Below are 16,215 nucleotides of genomic sequence, written 5' to 3' on the forward strand. Positions count from 1 at the left end.
ATTCGAGACTGTAGAAATGACCAACAACCGCAAGACACTCGTGATCGGCTCGGTGCTCGCCGTGGCCGTGCTGGCTGCCCTGGTGACCCCCTGGATGCTGGGCAGCGACCACCGGCAAAGCACCAACGATGCGTATGTGACCGCCGACTACACCGTAGTCGCGCCGAAGGTGCCAGGTTTCATCAAGGAAGTGCTGGTCGAAGACAACCAACAGGTCAGCGCCGGCCAGTTGCTGGCGACCATCGATGATCGCGACTACCGCGCGGCCCTCGACGCCGCCCAAGCCCAATTGCTGGTGGCCAAGGCGCAGAGCGCCGATGCTCGCGCCACCCTCGAGCGTCAGGCGTCGTTGATCGCCCAGGCCGAAGCGGCGGTGAAGGCCGCCCAGGCCGAAATGGCCTTTGCCGATCATGAAGTGACCCGCTACAGCCGCCTGGCAGAGCAGGGCGCCGGTACCGTGCAGAACGCCCAGCAGGCGCGCAGCCGTGTCGAGCAGGCCCGCGCGCGTCTGGCCAACGCCCAGGCGGCGTTGGTCGCCACGCGCAAGCAGGTGGACATCCTCACGGCCCAGGTGGCGAGCGCCGAGGGCCAGCTCAAGCGTGCCGAGGCTGGCGTTGAGAAAGCCCAATTGGATCTGTCCTACACCCGCATCACCGCGCCGGTGGATGGCATGGTCGGCGAGCGTGCCCTGCGCATCGGTGCGTACGTCAATCCGGGCGCGCGTCTGCTCTCGGTGGTGCCGCTGCAGCAGGCCTACGTGGTGGGCAACTTCCAGGAAACCCAGCTCACTCACGTGCAGCCGGGCCAGCCGGTGAGCATCAGTGTCGATACTTTTTCCGGGGAGAAACTGCACGGCCATGTGCAGAGCATCGCCCCGGCCACCGGCGTCACCTTCGCCGCGGTCAAGCCAGACAATGCCACCGGCAACTTCACCAAGGTGGTGCAGCGTATTCCGGTGAAGATCGTCTTCGATGATGGCCAGCCACTGCTCGAGCGCCTGCGGGTGGGGATGTCGGTGGTGGCGACCATCGACACCGACGGCGACACCCTCGATGGCAAAGCGGTGAGCGCGCGATGAAGGCGGTAACACGCATTAGCCCTCTGCTGCTGGCGGTGATGCTCGCCGGCTGCACCCTCGGGCCGGATTTCAAGCGCCCCGAGAGCCAGGCGCCCCAGGCCTGGGCGCAGCTGCAAGGCGAGGCGGCGGCAAGTCAGCCGACCGCCGAGCCGCTGGAGCTGCGCTGGTGGGACAGCTTCCACGATGCCCGTCTGAGCGCGCTGATCCAGCACGTCGCCGAACGTAACCTTGACCTGCAAATGGCCAGTGCGCGCCTGCTGCAAAGCCGCGCCTTGCGCAGCACCGTGGCGGCCGACGAGGTGCCTTCGGTGGATGTGAACGCCGGCTACAGCCGCGCGCGCAACAGCGCCGAAGGCCTGAACGACCCGTCTGGCAAAGCGGGCAAGTCTGCCTTCAATCTATGGCAGGGCGATCTGGTCGCAGGCTGGGAGCTGGACCTGTGGGGACGGGTACGTCGCCAGGTCGAGGCGGCCGATGCTTCGGTGCAAGTGGCCGAGAACGACCGGCGCGGCGTACTGCTGGCGCTGTTGTCCGAAACGGCAGGTGATTACATCCAGTTGCGCGCGGTGCAGCACACCCTGGAAGTCACCCAGGACAACCTCAAGGTCGCCCGGCACAGCCTCAAGCTGTCCCAGGATCGTCAGGCCGAAGGCGTCGCTACGCGCCTGGACGTGGCCCAGGCCAGCGCCCAGGTGGCGTCGATCGAGGCGCGTTTGCCCACGCTGGAGGCGCGCCGCGACGACCTGATCAACGCCCTGAGCCTGCTCGCCGCGCAACCTCCGCGTAGCCTGCAAAGCGAGTTGCTGGCCCCTGGCGATTTGCCGACACCGCAGCAGCGCTTTGCCATCGGCCTGCCGTCAGCGCTCGCCGAGCGCCGTCCTGATATCCGCCAGGCCGAGGCGCGGCTGCACGCGGCTACCGCCAGCATCGGCGTGGCCAAGGCCGACTTCTACCCGAGCATTCGGCTCTCCGGCAGCGCGGGCTTGCAGGCCATGCAGCTGTCTGACTTCGGTGCGTGGGACGCCCGGCGTTTCGCCTTCGGCCCGCAGTTGTCGTTGCCGATCTTCGAAGGCGGGCGCCTGAAAGGCACGCTCGAGCTGCGTGAGGCGCAGCAGCAGGAGGCGGCGCTCAATTACCGCAAAGTGGTGCTGAGTGCCTGGCATGAGATCGACGATGTGCTGCGGTTGTACAACGCCAGCCAGTTGCGTCGCGATCATCTGGCCGAGGCGGTGAGACAGAACCGCGTCGCGCTGGAGACGGCCCAGCGACAGTACGTGGAAGGGGCGGTGGACTTTCTCAATGTGCTGACCGTGCAGAGCGCGCTGCTGGCCAGCGAGGAGCAGTGGATCGATAGTTCGGCGGCAGTGTCCCAGGCGCTGGTGGGGTTGTACAAAGCCCTGGGCGGTGGCTGGCAGGCGTTCGACGAGAAGGCCTAAGGGGCCGCTATGCGGCCCGTCCCAGGCTTCGCCAGCGCCCACAGGTACTGTGGCTTTCAAGGGCCGCAGGGCACCTGTGGGCGGGGGGTAGCCGCGAAAGGCGCTGCGCCGTATCAGAGTGGGCGCAGCAACCCGAAGCGTTTGCGCAGCACCTTGTCCAGCAACCGCCGGGGCAGCAGCCGGGCCAGCAGCGGCAGGGCCGTGCTGCCATTGCCCAGGCGTACCATGGCAGGCGTCGGGCGCTTACGGGTCGCTGCCAACAGCCCTTGGGCGAACACCGCGGCTGGCGTGGGTTTGTCCTGGGAAGCTCGGGCCCGCGCCTGGATGTAATCGCGCAACGGCCACCACGGCGAATCCGCCGCCAGCACCCCTTCGGCTTCACGTTGAGCGTTGTCGGCGAACTGCGAGGCGATGGCTCCGGGCTGCACTTCCATCACGCGAATGCCGAACGGCGCGAGCTCCAGGCGCAGGGCATCGCTCAGGGCATTCACGGCCGCCTTGGAGGCGCAGTAGGCGCCAGCGAACGGGGTGACCAGTACACCCGACACGCTGCCGATGTTCACCACCAGGCCCCGGTTGCGACGCAGCAGCGGGAACAGCGCGCGGGTGACCCCGACCACGGCAAAGACATTGGTCTCGAACTGCTGGCGCATGGCCTCGACGCCACCGTCGAGCAGGGGCCCCATGGCGCCGTAGCCGGCGTTGTTGATGAGGATGTCCAGACCACCATGGCGGTCCTGCAGCTCGTCGGCCAGACGCGCCAGGTCATCGGGGTGAGTGACATCCAACTGCCGCGCCGCAAAGCCTGCGGCGGCCAGTCGTTCGACATCCTCGGGCTTGCGGGCGGTGGCCCACACGTGGTGGCCGGCATCGCGGAAGGCGTCGGCCAGGGCGCGGCCGATGCCGCTGGAACAACCGGTGATCAGGACGGTGGGCATGGGTTCAGGCCTGTTGGCAGAGGGGATGGGTATGAACTTGTGTCGGCTCCCTCGCGGGTTACTCGCGAACGGCTCGACACCGGCAACACATTAGTTGGCGAATGTACCTTGCAGATGTTCGGCACGAAATTCCAATGTCTGCGGCCGGTACCCACTGCGCAGCGGCGGCAGGGGCAGGCAGTCGGTCCATTCGGCGCCCGGTTGCAGCTCGCCGGGGCCTCGGTAGCGCGGGGCGTTGTAGGTGTTCTCGGCCAGGTTGACGGTGTCACCTGGGGCATAGGCGGCGACGCGCCAGCGCAGTTCGGTGAGGGGCACTGAATTGCCGTTCTTCATGTGCACCTGCAAGGTGCGATCGGCAGGGCACTTGTCGGGGGCGTAGCTCAGGCGCAGGTCCAGGCGCGCCAGCTGCGAGGCTTCGCGACTGTCCTGCCACACCACCCCGAGTGCCACCAACCCGAGGCCGAACACCGCCGCCAGGGAAATCGGCAAGGCCTTGGCCGGGTAGCGCAGCAGCAGAACCAGCCAGGTGAGGATGAGCAGGGCGCCAATGAGCATGTCGTCCAAATTCCGTTTCGAGGATTTGGGTATCTTGGAGTTGCGAGCTTCAAGCTTCAAGCGGCAAGCCACAAGAAAAAAGCAGGGCGGTGGTGAATCCGAATGGTCGGTTCACGCCGCCCTGCTTTTTTCTTGCAGTTTGCCGCTAGCGGCTAGCCGCTCTACTGCGCAATGGTCTTGATCGAGATGCCGCGTTCCACTGGCGTCGAGGTGCGGCCATAGACATCTTCGAAGCGCTCGATGTCATCTTCGCCCAGGTAGCTGCCGGACTGTACTTCGATGATCTCCAACGGGATCTTGCCTGGGTTGCGCAGGCGGTGGACCGAGGCGATGGGGATGTAGGTCGACTGATTCTCGGTGAGCAAGAACACGTTCTCGTCGCAGGTCACCTCGGCGGTGCCGGACACCACGATCCAGTGTTCGGCGCGGTGGTGGTGCATCTGCAGCGACAGGCTCGCGCCCGGCTTGACGGTGATGTGCTTGACCTGGAAGCGTCCGCCCATGTCCACCGAATCGTACGAGCCCCACGGGCGGTATACCTCCAGGTGGTTCTGGGTCTCGCTGCGGCCTTGCTGGTCAAGGGTGTTGACCAGTTGCTTGACGCCTTGGACCTTGTCTTTGTGGGCGATCATCATGGCGTCCTTGGTCTCGACCACCACGATGTTCTCCAGGCCGATCACCGAGACCAGCTTGCCGTTGCCGTGGATCATGCAGTTGTGGCTGTCTTGCACCACCACGTCGCCCTTGGTGACGTTGCCGTTGTCGTCTTTCTCGTGCACTTCCCACAGCGACGACCAACAACCCACGTCGCTCCAGCCGGCCGACAGCGGTACCACGCAGGCACGCTGGGTCTTTTCCATCACCGCGTAGTCGATGGAGTTGTCCGGGCAGCAGGCGAAGGTCGCAGCGTCGATGCTCAGCACGTCGCTTTGTTCGTCGCTGCGCTCCAGGGCCAGAAGGCAGGTGTCGTAGATGTCCGGGTCGTGCTTTTTCAGCTCTTCGAGGAAGCGGCTGGCGCGGAACAGGAACATGCCGCTGTTCCAGAAGTAACCGCCGGCGCGGACGAACTCGTTGGCGCGCTTCTCGTCGGGTTTTTCGACGAACTGCGCCACGCGCGCCACGCCTTCGGGCAGCAGGGCATCCTGGCTGGAGCGGATATAGCCATAGCCGGTTTCAGGCTTGGTCGCTGGCACACCGAACAGCACCATCTCGCCGCGCTCGGCGGCCACGGTGGCCAAGGCCAGGGCGCGTTGCAGGGCCTTCTGGTCCTCGATCACATGGTCGGCCGGCAGCACCAGCATCAGCTCGTCGCGGCCTTCGTTGACCAGCTTCATCGCGGTGATGGCCACCGCAGGCGCGGTGTTGCGACCGAAGGGCTCCATGAGGATGCCCTGGGTCTGCAAGTTGAGTGCGGCCAGTTGCTCCTGGACGATGAACTTGTGGTCCTTGTTGCAGACCACGATCGGGCTGTCCATGCCTTCGAACACCAGGCGCTCCAGGGTTTGCTGGAACAGGGTGTGCTCACCGGTCAGGGCCAGGAACTGCTTGGGGAACTGCTTGCGCGACAGAGGCCACAGACGCGAACCGCTACCACCAGAAAGAATTACCGGAATCATGATGTTTCTCCAAAAGGTCGATAGGGGTTTGAATCAGTTGCTGGCAACGGGACGGGTGACCCAGACCGGCGACAGGTTGCTGCCGGAACCTGTGACATAGAGCACCGCGGCTTCACCACGCTCGAGGGCGACCGGCTTGAGGTCGCTGACTTTCTTGTCGCCTTCGTAGAGGGCCAGGCTGACCTTGACCGGGTTGATCTCGCGCTCGCCACGGCCTTTGGCGGCCACAGGCTTGACCACTTCGGTCTTGCCGTCGGCAGTCTTGAGGGTCAGCGACTGGTCGCTCAGGTTCTGCACGCGCACCAGGGCTTTCTGCTTGTTCTTGAACGGTGGTTCTTCGATCAGTTGCGGGCTGCCGCCAGCGTTGTTGACCAAGGTGTAGTACTTGTCCGCGGCCAGTTTGACCGGGACGCTCTTGCCGCCGACCTGGGCGGTGTAGTCACCTCCGGGCAGGAAGCTGAAGTCGCTGCTGGCCTGGGCGCCGACCGGCTTGATCTGGGTGTTGCCCACCGACGCCGCGGCAGGGCTGGAGGAGGCGTTGTACAGGCGCACGAAGGTCGAGCCTTTTGGCGCGCTCGGGCCATAGAGCGCCGCATCGGCGCCGGCCAGGGCCTGCAGCGAGAGCAGGGACAGGCCCGCAGCGAGGGTGAAGGCTTTAGCGAAGGAAGGTTTGTTGGTCATGTTGATGTCCTCTTCAGTGAACCGTCCGATTGGACGACAGGGCCAGGTTTTCTTCGGTCTTGCGGGTGTTCTTCAGCTGGGCGATCCAGGTCGGATCGAAGGCGCTGAGGTCGTTCTTCATTGGCAGATAACGTTCGGGGAATTCCCACACCACCACTTGCGGGGGAGCGTCCTTGAAGGCGTCGCTCTGCAGGTACTTGAGCATTGGCAGCAGGGGGCCATGGCCGTCTTCGGCGTAGTTGGCCACGTCGCTGCGCAAGGCTTGCTGCAGGGCGCCGAGGAAGTTCCAGTGCGGGTTGGCGCTGTAGCTGGTACCGACCAGCGCCACCGGGATCTGGGTTTCGGCGAACAGCGCGTCGCCTGCTTCACCTTCGGCCTCGACCGGACGGGTGCTGCGTTGCTGCAGGTTGTCCGGTGAGGGCAACAGGTTGCTGAACAGTGGGTCCAGCGGCAGGAAGTTGGTCAGGTCGCCCTTGTAGGGGCTGGTGGCGCCGGCTTCGGTGATGAACGCCTGCGGGTCGCCATTGAGCAGGCTCTGGCGCGACACCGCCTCGGCCAGGGCCTGGGCCGCGACCTCGGCACCCATGGGCGTCCAGTGGGTGTCGGTGCGCAGGAACACCTGGCCACGGGCCTTGGCCTGCTCCAGGGGCGCGAGCAGATCCGGAGCGAAGACACCGGCCTGGCGGGCCTGGGCGTGGAACTGGTTGTACAGGTTCTCGTGCAGGCTGGCCGGTTGGTCCTTGCCCAGGTACTCGGAATAGATCCGCGCCTTGGCCGGGACGATCGCCAGCACCAGCTGCGTGCCCTGGCGCTGCAGGGTGTCGCGCACGCCGCGGATCAGCGCCAGGTTCTCCTGCATCAGCTGCTCGGCGCCGGCAGTGGGCTTGAACTCTTCATCGCTGAACAGCCACTGCTCGCGGCCCAGCACGACGCCCGGGCGGCCTTCGTTGAACAGCTTGTAGTCCAGCGCCGCCCACAGGTTGGTGCCGATGCGTTTGATCGGGAACTGCTCGTCGTAGTGGGTCTCGGCGGCCTTGGCCAGCTTGCCGTTGAGCAGGGTCATCTGCTCGGTGCGGTTGAAGCTTTCAAGGCCGCCCACCGACCAGGCGCCAAGCCCGGTCAGCAGGCCCAGGAACGACAGGGAATAGGTGATGCGTAGTGTCCGGTTCATGGTCCTGTCCTCAGAACTGGAAGTAGAGGAACGGCGAGTAGCTCTGCGCCGAGAGCTTGAGCACCGAGGCAACGAACAGCAGCAGGACCAGGGCGCGGGTCATGACGCGGGTCCAGTCCAGGCCCACGGAGCCGTCGGCGTTGATCTGCACCGGGGTGGCCTTGGGCGTGGGCTTGGCGTTGCGGTAGAAGTCGCGCAGGCCGAACACCGCCAAGGTGACGTAGGCGACCACCAAGGTCGCGACCTGCAGGCCGGTGAGCTGGGCGCGGTTGAGTTCCGACAACTGCCACTCACCGAAGCTGAACATGGCGCCGTACATGCGGCCGGCCACGTGCAGGTTCTCGGCGCGGAAGATCACCCAGCCAACCACCACCAGCAGGAAGGTGAACGCCCACTTGATCGGGTTGAAGCGCTGCGGGTTGGTGTCGATGCCCAGGGCGCGCTCGATGGCCAGCCAGGTGCCATGCCAGGCGCCCCAGATGATGTAGGTGAAGTTGGCGCCGTGCCAAAGCCCGCCCAGCAGCATGGTCAGGAACAGGTTGCGGTAGGTGTTGAAGGTGCCTTTGCGGTTGCCACCCAGGGTGATGTAGAGGTAATCACGCAGCCAGGTCGACAAGCTGATGTGCCAGCGCCGCCAGAACTCGGTGATCGACTGGCTGATGTACGGCTGCTTGAAGTTCTCCATGAAGCGAAAGCCCATCATCAAGCCCAGGCCGATGGCCATGTCGCTGTAGCCGGAGAAATCGAAGTACAGCTGCGCGGTGTAGGCCAGTGCGCCCAGCCAGGCATCGCCCGTGGTCGGGTTCTGCAGGGCGAAGCAGTGGTCGGCGACCACCGCCAGGGTATCGGCGATGAACACTTTCTTGATGAAGCCCTGCATGAAGCGGGTGCAGCCTTCGGAGAACTTGTCCAGGGTGTGGGTGCGGTTGTTGAACTGGTCGACCAGGTCCTTGAAACGCAGCACGGGGCCGGCGATCAGGTGCGGGAAGATCGCCACGAATGCCGCGAAGTCGATCAGGTTGCGCGTGGCCGGGGTGTCGCCGCGGTACACGTCGATGATGTAGCTGATCGACTCGAAGATGTAGAACGAGATACCGATCGGCAACAGCACATGGGTGAGGATGAACGGTTCCAGGCCGAACGACGTGATGATCGCGTTGAGGCTCTCGACGCCGAAGTTGGCGTACTTGAAGTAGCCCAGAATCGCCAGGTCGACTGCCACACCCAGCAGCAGCCAGCGTTGGGCTGGCTTGGTACGCACGCCCGCGGCGCCGACTTTGAGGCCGATCCAGTAGTTCCACAGGGTGACACCGGCGAACAGTGCCAGGAAGTCCACCCGCCACCAGGCATAGAAGATGTAACTGGCGATCAACAGCAGCAGGTTGCGATAGCGTTGCCCGCTCAAGTAATACAGGCCGAGGAAGATCGGCAAGAACAGGAACAGGAACACGTTGGACGAGAAGACCATCCCGGTTCTCCTTTTTTGTTCACAGCATCCGGGGCACAGCGCCCCCCAAACCCCCCACTCGAAAGTGGGAGATACCAAGGCCCTGTGGGAGCGGGTTCACCCGCTTCCCACAGGGTGTCGTGTCACTTCTTGCTCTCTGCGCTCGGGTCGTAGACCCGGGTCAGGTCTCCGCCTAAGCGGAAACTGTTGAACGGCTGCATGCCGCGCTTGCGCTGGAGGGTGTCGCCACTGCACGCATAGAGGCTGCAGTAGGGCTCCATCCACGAATACTTGCTGTCGATCTTCAGGTCGTGCATGTCCTGTTTCTCGCCGTTGCGGGTCTTGAACGCGCTCGGATCCTTCGACCCGCTGAGCACTCGTTGCGCCAAGCGCTGCAAGGCGTTGTTGTTCTCGCCACGCACGTCCACGCCGTTGACCTGGGCAAAGCTTGCGATCATCGCCAGCGGCGGCAGGGCGTAGTTGTGGTAGGCCAGGGCTCGCTGCTTGCGCTTGAGCTCGTTGGGTAAAAAGCCCTGTTCGTCCACCTGGTTGGCGCCGACCTTGTATTCCTTCACCGCCCAGTCGAACAGGTCGCGCCGGTCGGTGGCCACGGCGGTGGCCATCACCGACCAGGCCGCCCAGTAGCTGTGGTTGTTGATCTTCTCCAGCGGCAGGTCGCTCCAGTCGCGCACGGTCTGTTCGGCCAGGCGCGCCAGCCATTTCTCGATCAGCTCGGCCTCGGCCTGGTGCGCGGCCAACGGCTGGGAGTTGGAGAACTTAAGGCGCAGCCACGAGCCGCTCATGCTGCCCAGCGCCCATTTGCGCATCGACTTGCCGGTGTGGTTGTAGTCGGTGGACGCCAGCGCATCGGCCCGCGCCCAGGTACCCAGCCAGGTCAGGGCGCAGTCGAGCTGGGCCGGGCGGCCATCGCGCATGTACTGGCCGACCATCTTGCTGACGCCACGCTCGAGCGTGGTGATGTCCTCGGTGGACTGGCGGAAGGCCTTTTCGGACGCCTTGTTCAGGGTCGCACGGGCACCGTCGGAGCCTTCGTACTTGCTGCGAAACTGCAGGGGGCCGGTGTAGGGCTTGGGCGCCGGTTCGCAGCGGAAGTTGCCGTCGCCTTTCTTGAGCTTCTCGATGCCTGCGTAGTAGCCCTGTGGCGGCACCAGGCTGCCGGCCTGCGCGGCCGGGCCGAACAGGGCCAGGGCGAGCAGGGCAGGTGCGGTGATTGTGCGCAATGGGTTCATGGTCGCCTCACTGGCCGGCCTGCGCGGTGTTCTGCGCATGACCGGCGAAGTTGTTGCGTTTGCACAGCTTGGCCTCGACTTTCTGGGTGCCGGTTTCCGGCCCCTGGATCTCGAGGGCGAGCAGGTTCTGACTGGCCCAGTCCTCGTCTTCGCGCATCTGGAAGACGAAGCGGCCGTCGGTGTCGGAGGTTTCCGGCTTCTCGATCTTGATGTCCTCGTGGCGGCCGTTGAGGTACCAGAGGGTGGCCTGCAGGACCTTTACCGAGGTGTCCTCGAACTTGATGTCCAGCTGGTGATTGCGGTTGATCAGGTCTTTGATCACACCGCCCTTGCCGTTGACCATCAGCTCGTTCTTACCGGGCTTGAGGGTGGCGCTGGCGCTCATCTGGGCCGGACGGTCGTCACAGCCGTCGTCGAGCAAGGCGAGGATCTGGCGCCAGATGGTTTCCTGGTCCAGGCGGTACAGCGGCGAGAACTCCCAGATGAGGATCTTCGGTGGGTTCTTTTTGAACTCTTCACTGCCCAAGTACTGGATCATCGAACCTTCCAGGCCACCACCGGGGAAGGCGACGTTGAGCACGTCGGCACCGATGTACTGCTGCAAGAAGCCCGAGAAGTTGTAGTTCTTGCCGCTGTGGCTGGTGCCGACCAGGGTGATCTTGGCATTGCCTGAATCGCCGAACAGGTCGTCGCCATCGCTCGCACCGCCCTTGGGCTCGGTGGCGAACTGGTCCATGTACTGCACCGCATAGCTGGTGCCGCAAAGTTGCCCGGCGACGTTGTGCAGGGTACCGGTCTTGCCCATGCGGCCGGACTTGTGGGTTTCGAATTCCTTGCGCGGGATGCCTTCGAAGGCTGGCATCTTGTGTACGGTGTCGGCCACGATCTTGGCCGCGCGCTCGGCGCCGTAGGGCGTCCAGTGCTGGTCACCGCGGAAGTAGAAGTCCTTGCCCTGGTCGGCGGCGGCCAATTGCTCGTTGGTCAGCGGCGACAGGTCGGGCACGTTGTAGCCCATGCTGGCGAAGCGCTTGAGCATGGCCTGGTAGTTGCCCAGCGCCTTTTGATAATCGAAGGCGGCTTTCTCGGCGGGGTTGAGCATGTTGCGGTTCACCAGGCCACGGGTTGGCTGGTACACCAGCACCAGTTCCACGCCGCGTTTCTTGAACGCGTCATGTACCTGTTGCAGGCGTTTGTAGCCGGCCGGGGTGGTGTTGAATTCGGTGCGCAGGTCTTCGCGGGTACGGAACAGCCAGTCGCCTTTGGCCTGGACCAGAGTCGTGAAGTTCTGCTGGTAGCGGGTCACGTAACGGCTGGCGTCGTGGGCCTCTGGGCACAGCTGGCAGCAAGGCTCGGCGGTGAAGCTCGGGGCCTGCACCTCGGCGGCGCGCACGCCCTGGCTGATGGCCAGGAGGGCGGCGGACAAGCCGAGCAGTTTCATCAGATGCGGAGTCATGGTCTGGGCTTCCTTAATCGATCATTTCGGTCTGGCGTTCGACCGGGTCGATCAGCACGGCCTTCTGCTGGCGCACCAGCAGGTCGAGGATTTCGTCCTGGCGCTCGCCGAGCACGCCGTTGAGGCTGATGCCGTTGGCCTTGCGCGGGGCGAGCATGGAGACCTTGTAGAGCTCGACCGACAGCGGCGAGTCGATCGACAGGGGACCGGAGCCATTGGCCGCCAGTTCACCGCCGACCACGATCAGCGAGACTTTGGCATCGAAGGGGTCCAGGGCGATGTCGCGGTCGGTGTCGGAGAGGTCCTTGATGTGCCCGTACACGCCCACCAGGCCGTTGGCCATGGCGAGGTTTTCGTACAGGCGGATGTTCACGCTGTTGCGCACGCGGATGCCGTGCCGGCGGTTGTTGAGCAGCTTGTTGCCGTAGATCAGGTTGTCGCCACTTTCGTACAGCGTGATGCCGTCGGTGTGGTTGCGGTAGATCTCGTTGTAGGCCACCAGGTTGTTGACGCTGTTACGGTCCAGGACCACGCCGGAGAGCTTGTTGTCGTAGCTCTTGTTGTTGATGATCCAGCTGTCGTTGACCTCACGCGAGACGATGATCCCGTGCTTTTTCTTGGTGCCGTACACAGTGTTGCCGGCGATGATCAGGCGGTGCGAGCGGTCGTGGGGGTCGATGCCGTAGACGATGTTGTCGCGATAGGTGTTGTCCTTGATCACGAAGTCCTGGGTCTCGTAGCAATAGAAGCCGTACCACATGTCGCTGAATTCGGAGCCGATGATCCAGCCGGTAGGTTCCGGACGGCCCATGCGCTTGGCCATGTTCGGCGTGTACTGGGAGATACTGACGCCATACGACTTGGACTTGGCGTAGCCGAAGCTGGCCATCTTGCTGTTGACGATGTAGGTCTCGGTACCGCCCCAGGACAACAGGAACGGACGGAACTCGTCCGGCTTGCGGAAGGTGGCGGGGCCGTTGTCCTTCTCGCGCCAGGCGGTGACCTGGGTGTCGGTGACGAACAGCTTGCCGTCGTTGATCAGAAATGACCCGCCCTCTTGGGACAGGCGCAGTTCCTTGACCTTGCCATTGATCTCCAGCACGCCCTTGCGCCCGACCACGATCGGCAGGCGTGCCAGGTACACGCCCGGCTCGGTTTCGCGCAGGTACTGCTTGGGCACCTGCTTGCTCAACTGCACCAGGTCCACATGGCCATCATCGATGAAGATCGCCTGGGGAATGCCCTGCTGGCGACGAACCCACTCGGCGCCTTTGTTGTCGCCGCCGATGAACTCCTTGAGCGATTCCTCCTGGAGCATGCGGCGCACGCTGACCTTGCCTTTTTGGCTGCGGTCGAGCTTTTTCTGAACCGCTTCGGCGGTGTAGCCGGAGAGGTCGGGCAGCTTGGGCGGGTCCATCTGCAACGGCTCGATCGGCGCGCTGGAGACCGTGTAGGTCTTGGCCTGCTGCAATTCCTTGACCACCGGCTTGACCGGCTCGGCATAGGCCAGGCCGCTGCTGGCCAACAGCAGGGCACTGGCCAGCAGGCCATGGCGAAAATGCGGGTGAAGGTTCATGAGTGTCCTCTCCCGGGCCTCAATAGCGCCAGATCACGTCGACGAAGGCGCGGTGCATGTAGGAATCAGCTTCGCTGCCGTAGGCATCGCCTGGCTTGAACACGCCGGCACGCAGGCGCACCAGGGCCGACGGCTCGTCGATGGCTTGGCTCATCGAAGCCGGCAGCAGGCCTTGCTTGAAGTACTTGGTGACCACCACGTCCATTTCCTGGCCCAGGTCCTTCTCGCCATTGATCAGCGGACGGTTCACACCGTTGTCCTCGACCACCGCGTTGATGCCGCTGGAACCGATGTTCTGCTGGTCATCGACGCGCCAGAACTTGTGGTAGATGAAGCTTGCGTCATAGTCGTCGCGCAGTTGCCAGGAGGCGAACAGGGTGGCCGCCTGCAGGTTGCCCAGCTCGCCACGGAAGGCTTCGCCGAAGCGGTGCACGCGAGAGCGGGTGCCGGTGAAGTTGGAGCGGTTGCTCTCGAGCCCGGTCTGCTCGTAGTTGCTCGAACCGTCGCTGCCGCCACCGCCGCTGCCACGGGCATAGGCCGCACCGACCTGCCAGTTGGGGTCCAGACGCAGGCGCACACCCAAGTCAGTGGCCCAGGCGTTGACATCGCCGCTCTGCTTGCCGGTGGCGACTTGGTCGTTGCCTACGGTCTGGGTGCTGAGGGTGTCGCGATCGCCGGTCAGCCAGGTGACGCTGCCCCAATAGTTGACGGTGTGGTCGTTGCGCCAGTTGTAGGCGTCGCTGTTGGCCTCCAGGCCCAGCCAGGTCAGATCGCCCGTGCGGGTCTTGTCCAACGGGTCGACGGTTTCGCCGGGGTCTTTCAGGCTGCCGCTGTCACTGGAGTGGTGGGCGCGCACGCCGACCCAGTGCCCAGGTGTCCACTGGGTGGCAACGTTGCCGTACACGTGGGTGCGGTCCTTGTCCTCGGGCGCAAGCTCGGTGAGGTCGGTGCGGTATTCGCTGAAGCGCTGTGCCACACCCAGATCGGCCTTGAGCAGGGTGGTGTCGAAGGTCCAGTTCAACGCTTCGATGTTGGTGTCGCGCCACATGCCGTCGTCGCTGCGCAGGCGTTGGCGGCCCAGGCGCAGCTGTTCGCCTGGGTAGGGCGTGAAGCCGCTGTAGCCGACCCAGAACTCGCGCATGGCCAGGTAGCTCTTGTCCGGCTTGCGGCTGTCATCGGCGTTGTCCACGGTGCTGCCGTCCTCGGACTGGCGCAGCGTGTCGGTCTCGATGATATCGGTGGCGGCTACTGCCTGGCCCATGGCGAAGGCGCTCCAGTTGCCGCGTTCGCCGTAGACCCAAGGGCGCAGGTCAAGGCCCAGGCCGTTGACGTCACCGCCGGAGCGGGTGCCCAGGTCGCGGTCGTCCTCGGACTGGCCGGTGATCTTGATGTCCAGGCCGAAGTTCTTCTCGGCGGTCATGTCCGCCAGGGTCGGGCACGACCACAGCAGGGCGAAGCTCAGGCCAATGCCGGCTTTCACGAAGGGATTGAGCGTCATAGCGAGTCCTCACCGTCTACTTCTTCTTTTGCGTCGTCTTGCAGGGCTTCGAAGGCCAGGGGGTTGGAACCGACCTGGGCCATGCTGCCGCGTGCCTGCTTTTCCTGGTCCAGCAGGCGCTGGGCCTGGTTGCGCTGGTCAGGGCTCAATTGCGTGTCGAGCTTTTGCAGCAGCTCGGTCGATTGCGGCGACGGGTTGGCCTGGGCCAGTTGGGCGAACACCCAGGCGTTGGCCGGAGCAGGGCGAATGCCATGACCTTCGCTGAACAGTTGGGCCAGGGCGTAGTCGGCGCTGTTCTGCCCGCCACGGGCGGCACTGAGCAGGTGGTCGACGGCTTTTTGCGGCTCGACGTGGCCCAGGTAGCCACGGCGGTACAGCTGGCCGAGGTAATAGTGGGCGCTGACCTCGCCGGCGGCGGCGGCGGCCTGCAGGTGTTCTTCGGCTTTGCTGGCGTCGGCCGGGAGCGTCTTGCCTTCGTAGTAGAGGCGGCCGAGCAACAGTTCGGCGCGGGGCTGCTGGGCCTGACGGCCCTTTTCGATGTAGGCGAGCAACTGGTCGTTGTCGCCCAGCTCCGGGAAGTCGTACAACAACTGCGCCAGGCTCACCCAGGAAGCCGGATTGACCGGGGCGACTTGCTCGAGCAGCTCCTTGGCGGTCTTTTCGTCGGTCTGGCCCAGGCTGCGGTCTGCCAGCACGCGGGCGACGCTGTCGACCCGGGTGGCCGGCACGATGCCACGGCCATAGGCGGCCTTGAGCTGCTGGATCAGTGCGGCCTGCTGGTCGGGCTGGGCGCGCTTTTGGTAGACGGTGGCCAGTTCCACATAGCAGATGTCGGTGGTGTCCAGCGCGGCCTTGCAGATTTTTTCGACGTCGCCCAGGTGCTGGTCGTAGGTGCCCTGGGTGCGGTAGAGCAGCACCTGGGCCAGGCCCGCCTCGGGGTTACCGGCGGCGCGCCACTGGTCGATCTGCTGCTGGGCGTTCACCTTGGGGAAGCTTTGCGGGTATTGCAGGTAGAGCATCGCCAGCGGGATCAGGGTGTTGCGCTCGCCTTGCTGGGCGGCGAGCTTGAGCAGGGTTTCGGCCTCCTCGCGCTCGGCCTGGGTAGTGCCAGGCTTGGCCACCAGCAGGCGACCCAGGCGTGCCTGGGCTCGGGGCGAGGTGGCAGCGGCGGCGCGGTAGGTGGCCTCGGCTGCCTTGAGCTTGGCAGGGTCCTGGCTGGCGACCTGGATATCGGCCAGGCCCACTTGGGCATCGCTGTAGCCAAGGTCGGCCAGGGCCTTGTAATTGCGCTCGGCCAGGGCGGTGTCCCCGCGCTTCATGGCCTCGTTGGCCAGGCGCTGGTCGGGCAGGCCCGAGCAGCCGGCCAGGGCGACGGCCAAGGCCAGGCCGCACCAGGCCAGCGGGCGAATGCTGCGCGCAGGGCTCGATTCGATCCCTATGGGAGCGGGTTTACCCGCGAACAAGGCCCCGGCCGCTTGCAGCGGTGTCATACGGTTCGAAGGGTTCATGGTCCGAT

Annotated in this window: 13 protein-coding genes; 2 read left to right on the forward strand and 11 right to left on the reverse strand. The window is 64.7% G+C overall.

Features of this window, described 5'->3' with window-relative positions:
• Positions 1-16 precede the first annotated feature (16 nt).
• Both BLS27_RS21865 and BLS27_RS21870 read left to right on the forward strand, forming a co-directional pair.
• Positions 17-1,078, forward strand: a complete 1,062-nt coding sequence (locus BLS27_RS21865) for an HlyD family secretion protein (protein WP_043207407.1) — start codon at positions 17-19, stop codon at positions 1,076-1,078.
• Positions 1,075-2,514, forward strand: coding sequence for an efflux transporter outer membrane subunit (locus tag BLS27_RS21870; RefSeq protein WP_090346834.1), 1,440 nt, complete (start codon positions 1,075-1,077; stop codon positions 2,512-2,514). The genes BLS27_RS21865 and BLS27_RS21870 overlap by 4 nt, the downstream gene beginning before the upstream one ends.
• 113 nt (positions 2,515-2,627) lie before the next feature.
• On the opposite strand, the gene BLS27_RS21875 is transcribed toward BLS27_RS21870, so the two are convergent.
• From BLS27_RS21875 to algK, 11 genes are all read right to left on the reverse strand, one after another.
• Positions 2,628-3,452, reverse strand: coding sequence for an SDR family oxidoreductase (locus BLS27_RS21875; RefSeq protein WP_090346835.1), 825 nt, complete (start codon positions 3,450-3,452; stop codon positions 2,628-2,630).
• A 90-nt stretch (positions 3,453-3,542) separates the two neighbouring features.
• Entirely contained in the window at positions 3,543-4,007 is a 465-nt protein-coding gene (locus BLS27_RS21880; RefSeq protein ID WP_043207411.1) for a hypothetical protein, read from the reverse strand.
• 161 nt (positions 4,008-4,168) lie between these two features.
• Positions 4,169-5,623 carry a mannose-1-phosphate guanylyltransferase/mannose-6-phosphate isomerase gene (locus tag BLS27_RS21885; protein ID WP_043207412.1) on the reverse strand — a complete coding sequence of 485 codons (1,455 nt, stop codon included), beginning with the start codon at positions 5,621-5,623 and terminating at the stop codon, positions 4,169-4,171.
• A 33-nt stretch (positions 5,624-5,656) separates the two neighbouring features.
• Positions 5,657-6,304: an alginate O-acetyltransferase AlgF gene (locus BLS27_RS21890; protein WP_043207413.1), complete on the reverse strand. Its 648-nt coding sequence runs from the start codon at positions 6,302-6,304 to the stop codon at positions 5,657-5,659.
• Between the two features lie 13 nt (positions 6,305-6,317).
• Positions 6,318-7,475, reverse strand: a complete 1,158-nt coding sequence (locus tag BLS27_RS21895; protein ID WP_090346836.1) for an alginate O-acetyltransferase — start codon at positions 7,473-7,475, stop codon at positions 6,318-6,320.
• Positions 7,476-7,485: 10 nt separating this feature from the next.
• Positions 7,486-8,943, reverse strand: coding sequence for an MBOAT family O-acyltransferase (locus tag BLS27_RS21900; protein WP_070576265.1), 1,458 nt, complete (start codon positions 8,941-8,943; stop codon positions 7,486-7,488).
• Positions 8,944-9,065: 122 nt separating this feature from the next.
• Entirely contained in the window at positions 9,066-10,172 is a 1,107-nt protein-coding gene (locus BLS27_RS21905) for a mannuronate-specific alginate lyase (RefSeq protein WP_043207417.1), read from the reverse strand.
• 7 nt (positions 10,173-10,179) lie between these two features.
• Positions 10,180-11,625 (reverse strand): alginate O-acetyltransferase, encoded by a 1,446-nt coding sequence (locus BLS27_RS21910; protein WP_090346837.1) that lies wholly within the window; start codon positions 11,623-11,625, stop codon positions 10,180-10,182.
• A 13-nt stretch (positions 11,626-11,638) separates the two neighbouring features.
• Complete coding sequence (algG, locus tag BLS27_RS21915) at positions 11,639-13,201, reverse strand: mannuronan 5-epimerase AlgG (protein WP_090346838.1); 1,563 nt, start codon at positions 13,199-13,201, stop codon at positions 11,639-11,641.
• 19 nt (positions 13,202-13,220) lie between these two features.
• Entirely contained in the window at positions 13,221-14,699 is a 1,479-nt protein-coding gene (locus BLS27_RS21920; RefSeq protein ID WP_043207420.1) for an alginate export family protein, read from the reverse strand.
• Positions 14,696-16,207 carry an alginate biosynthesis TPR repeat lipoprotein AlgK gene (gene algK / locus BLS27_RS21925; protein ID WP_244155260.1) on the reverse strand — a complete coding sequence of 504 codons (1,512 nt, stop codon included), beginning with the start codon at positions 16,205-16,207 and terminating at the stop codon, positions 14,696-14,698. Before algK ends, BLS27_RS21920 begins: the two co-directional genes overlap by 4 nt.
• Between the last annotated feature and the right edge of the window lie 8 nt (positions 16,208-16,215).

Source organism: Pseudomonas guariconensis (assembly GCF_900102675.1).
Classification (GTDB): domain Bacteria; phylum Pseudomonadota; class Gammaproteobacteria; order Pseudomonadales; family Pseudomonadaceae; genus Aquipseudomonas; species Aquipseudomonas guariconensis.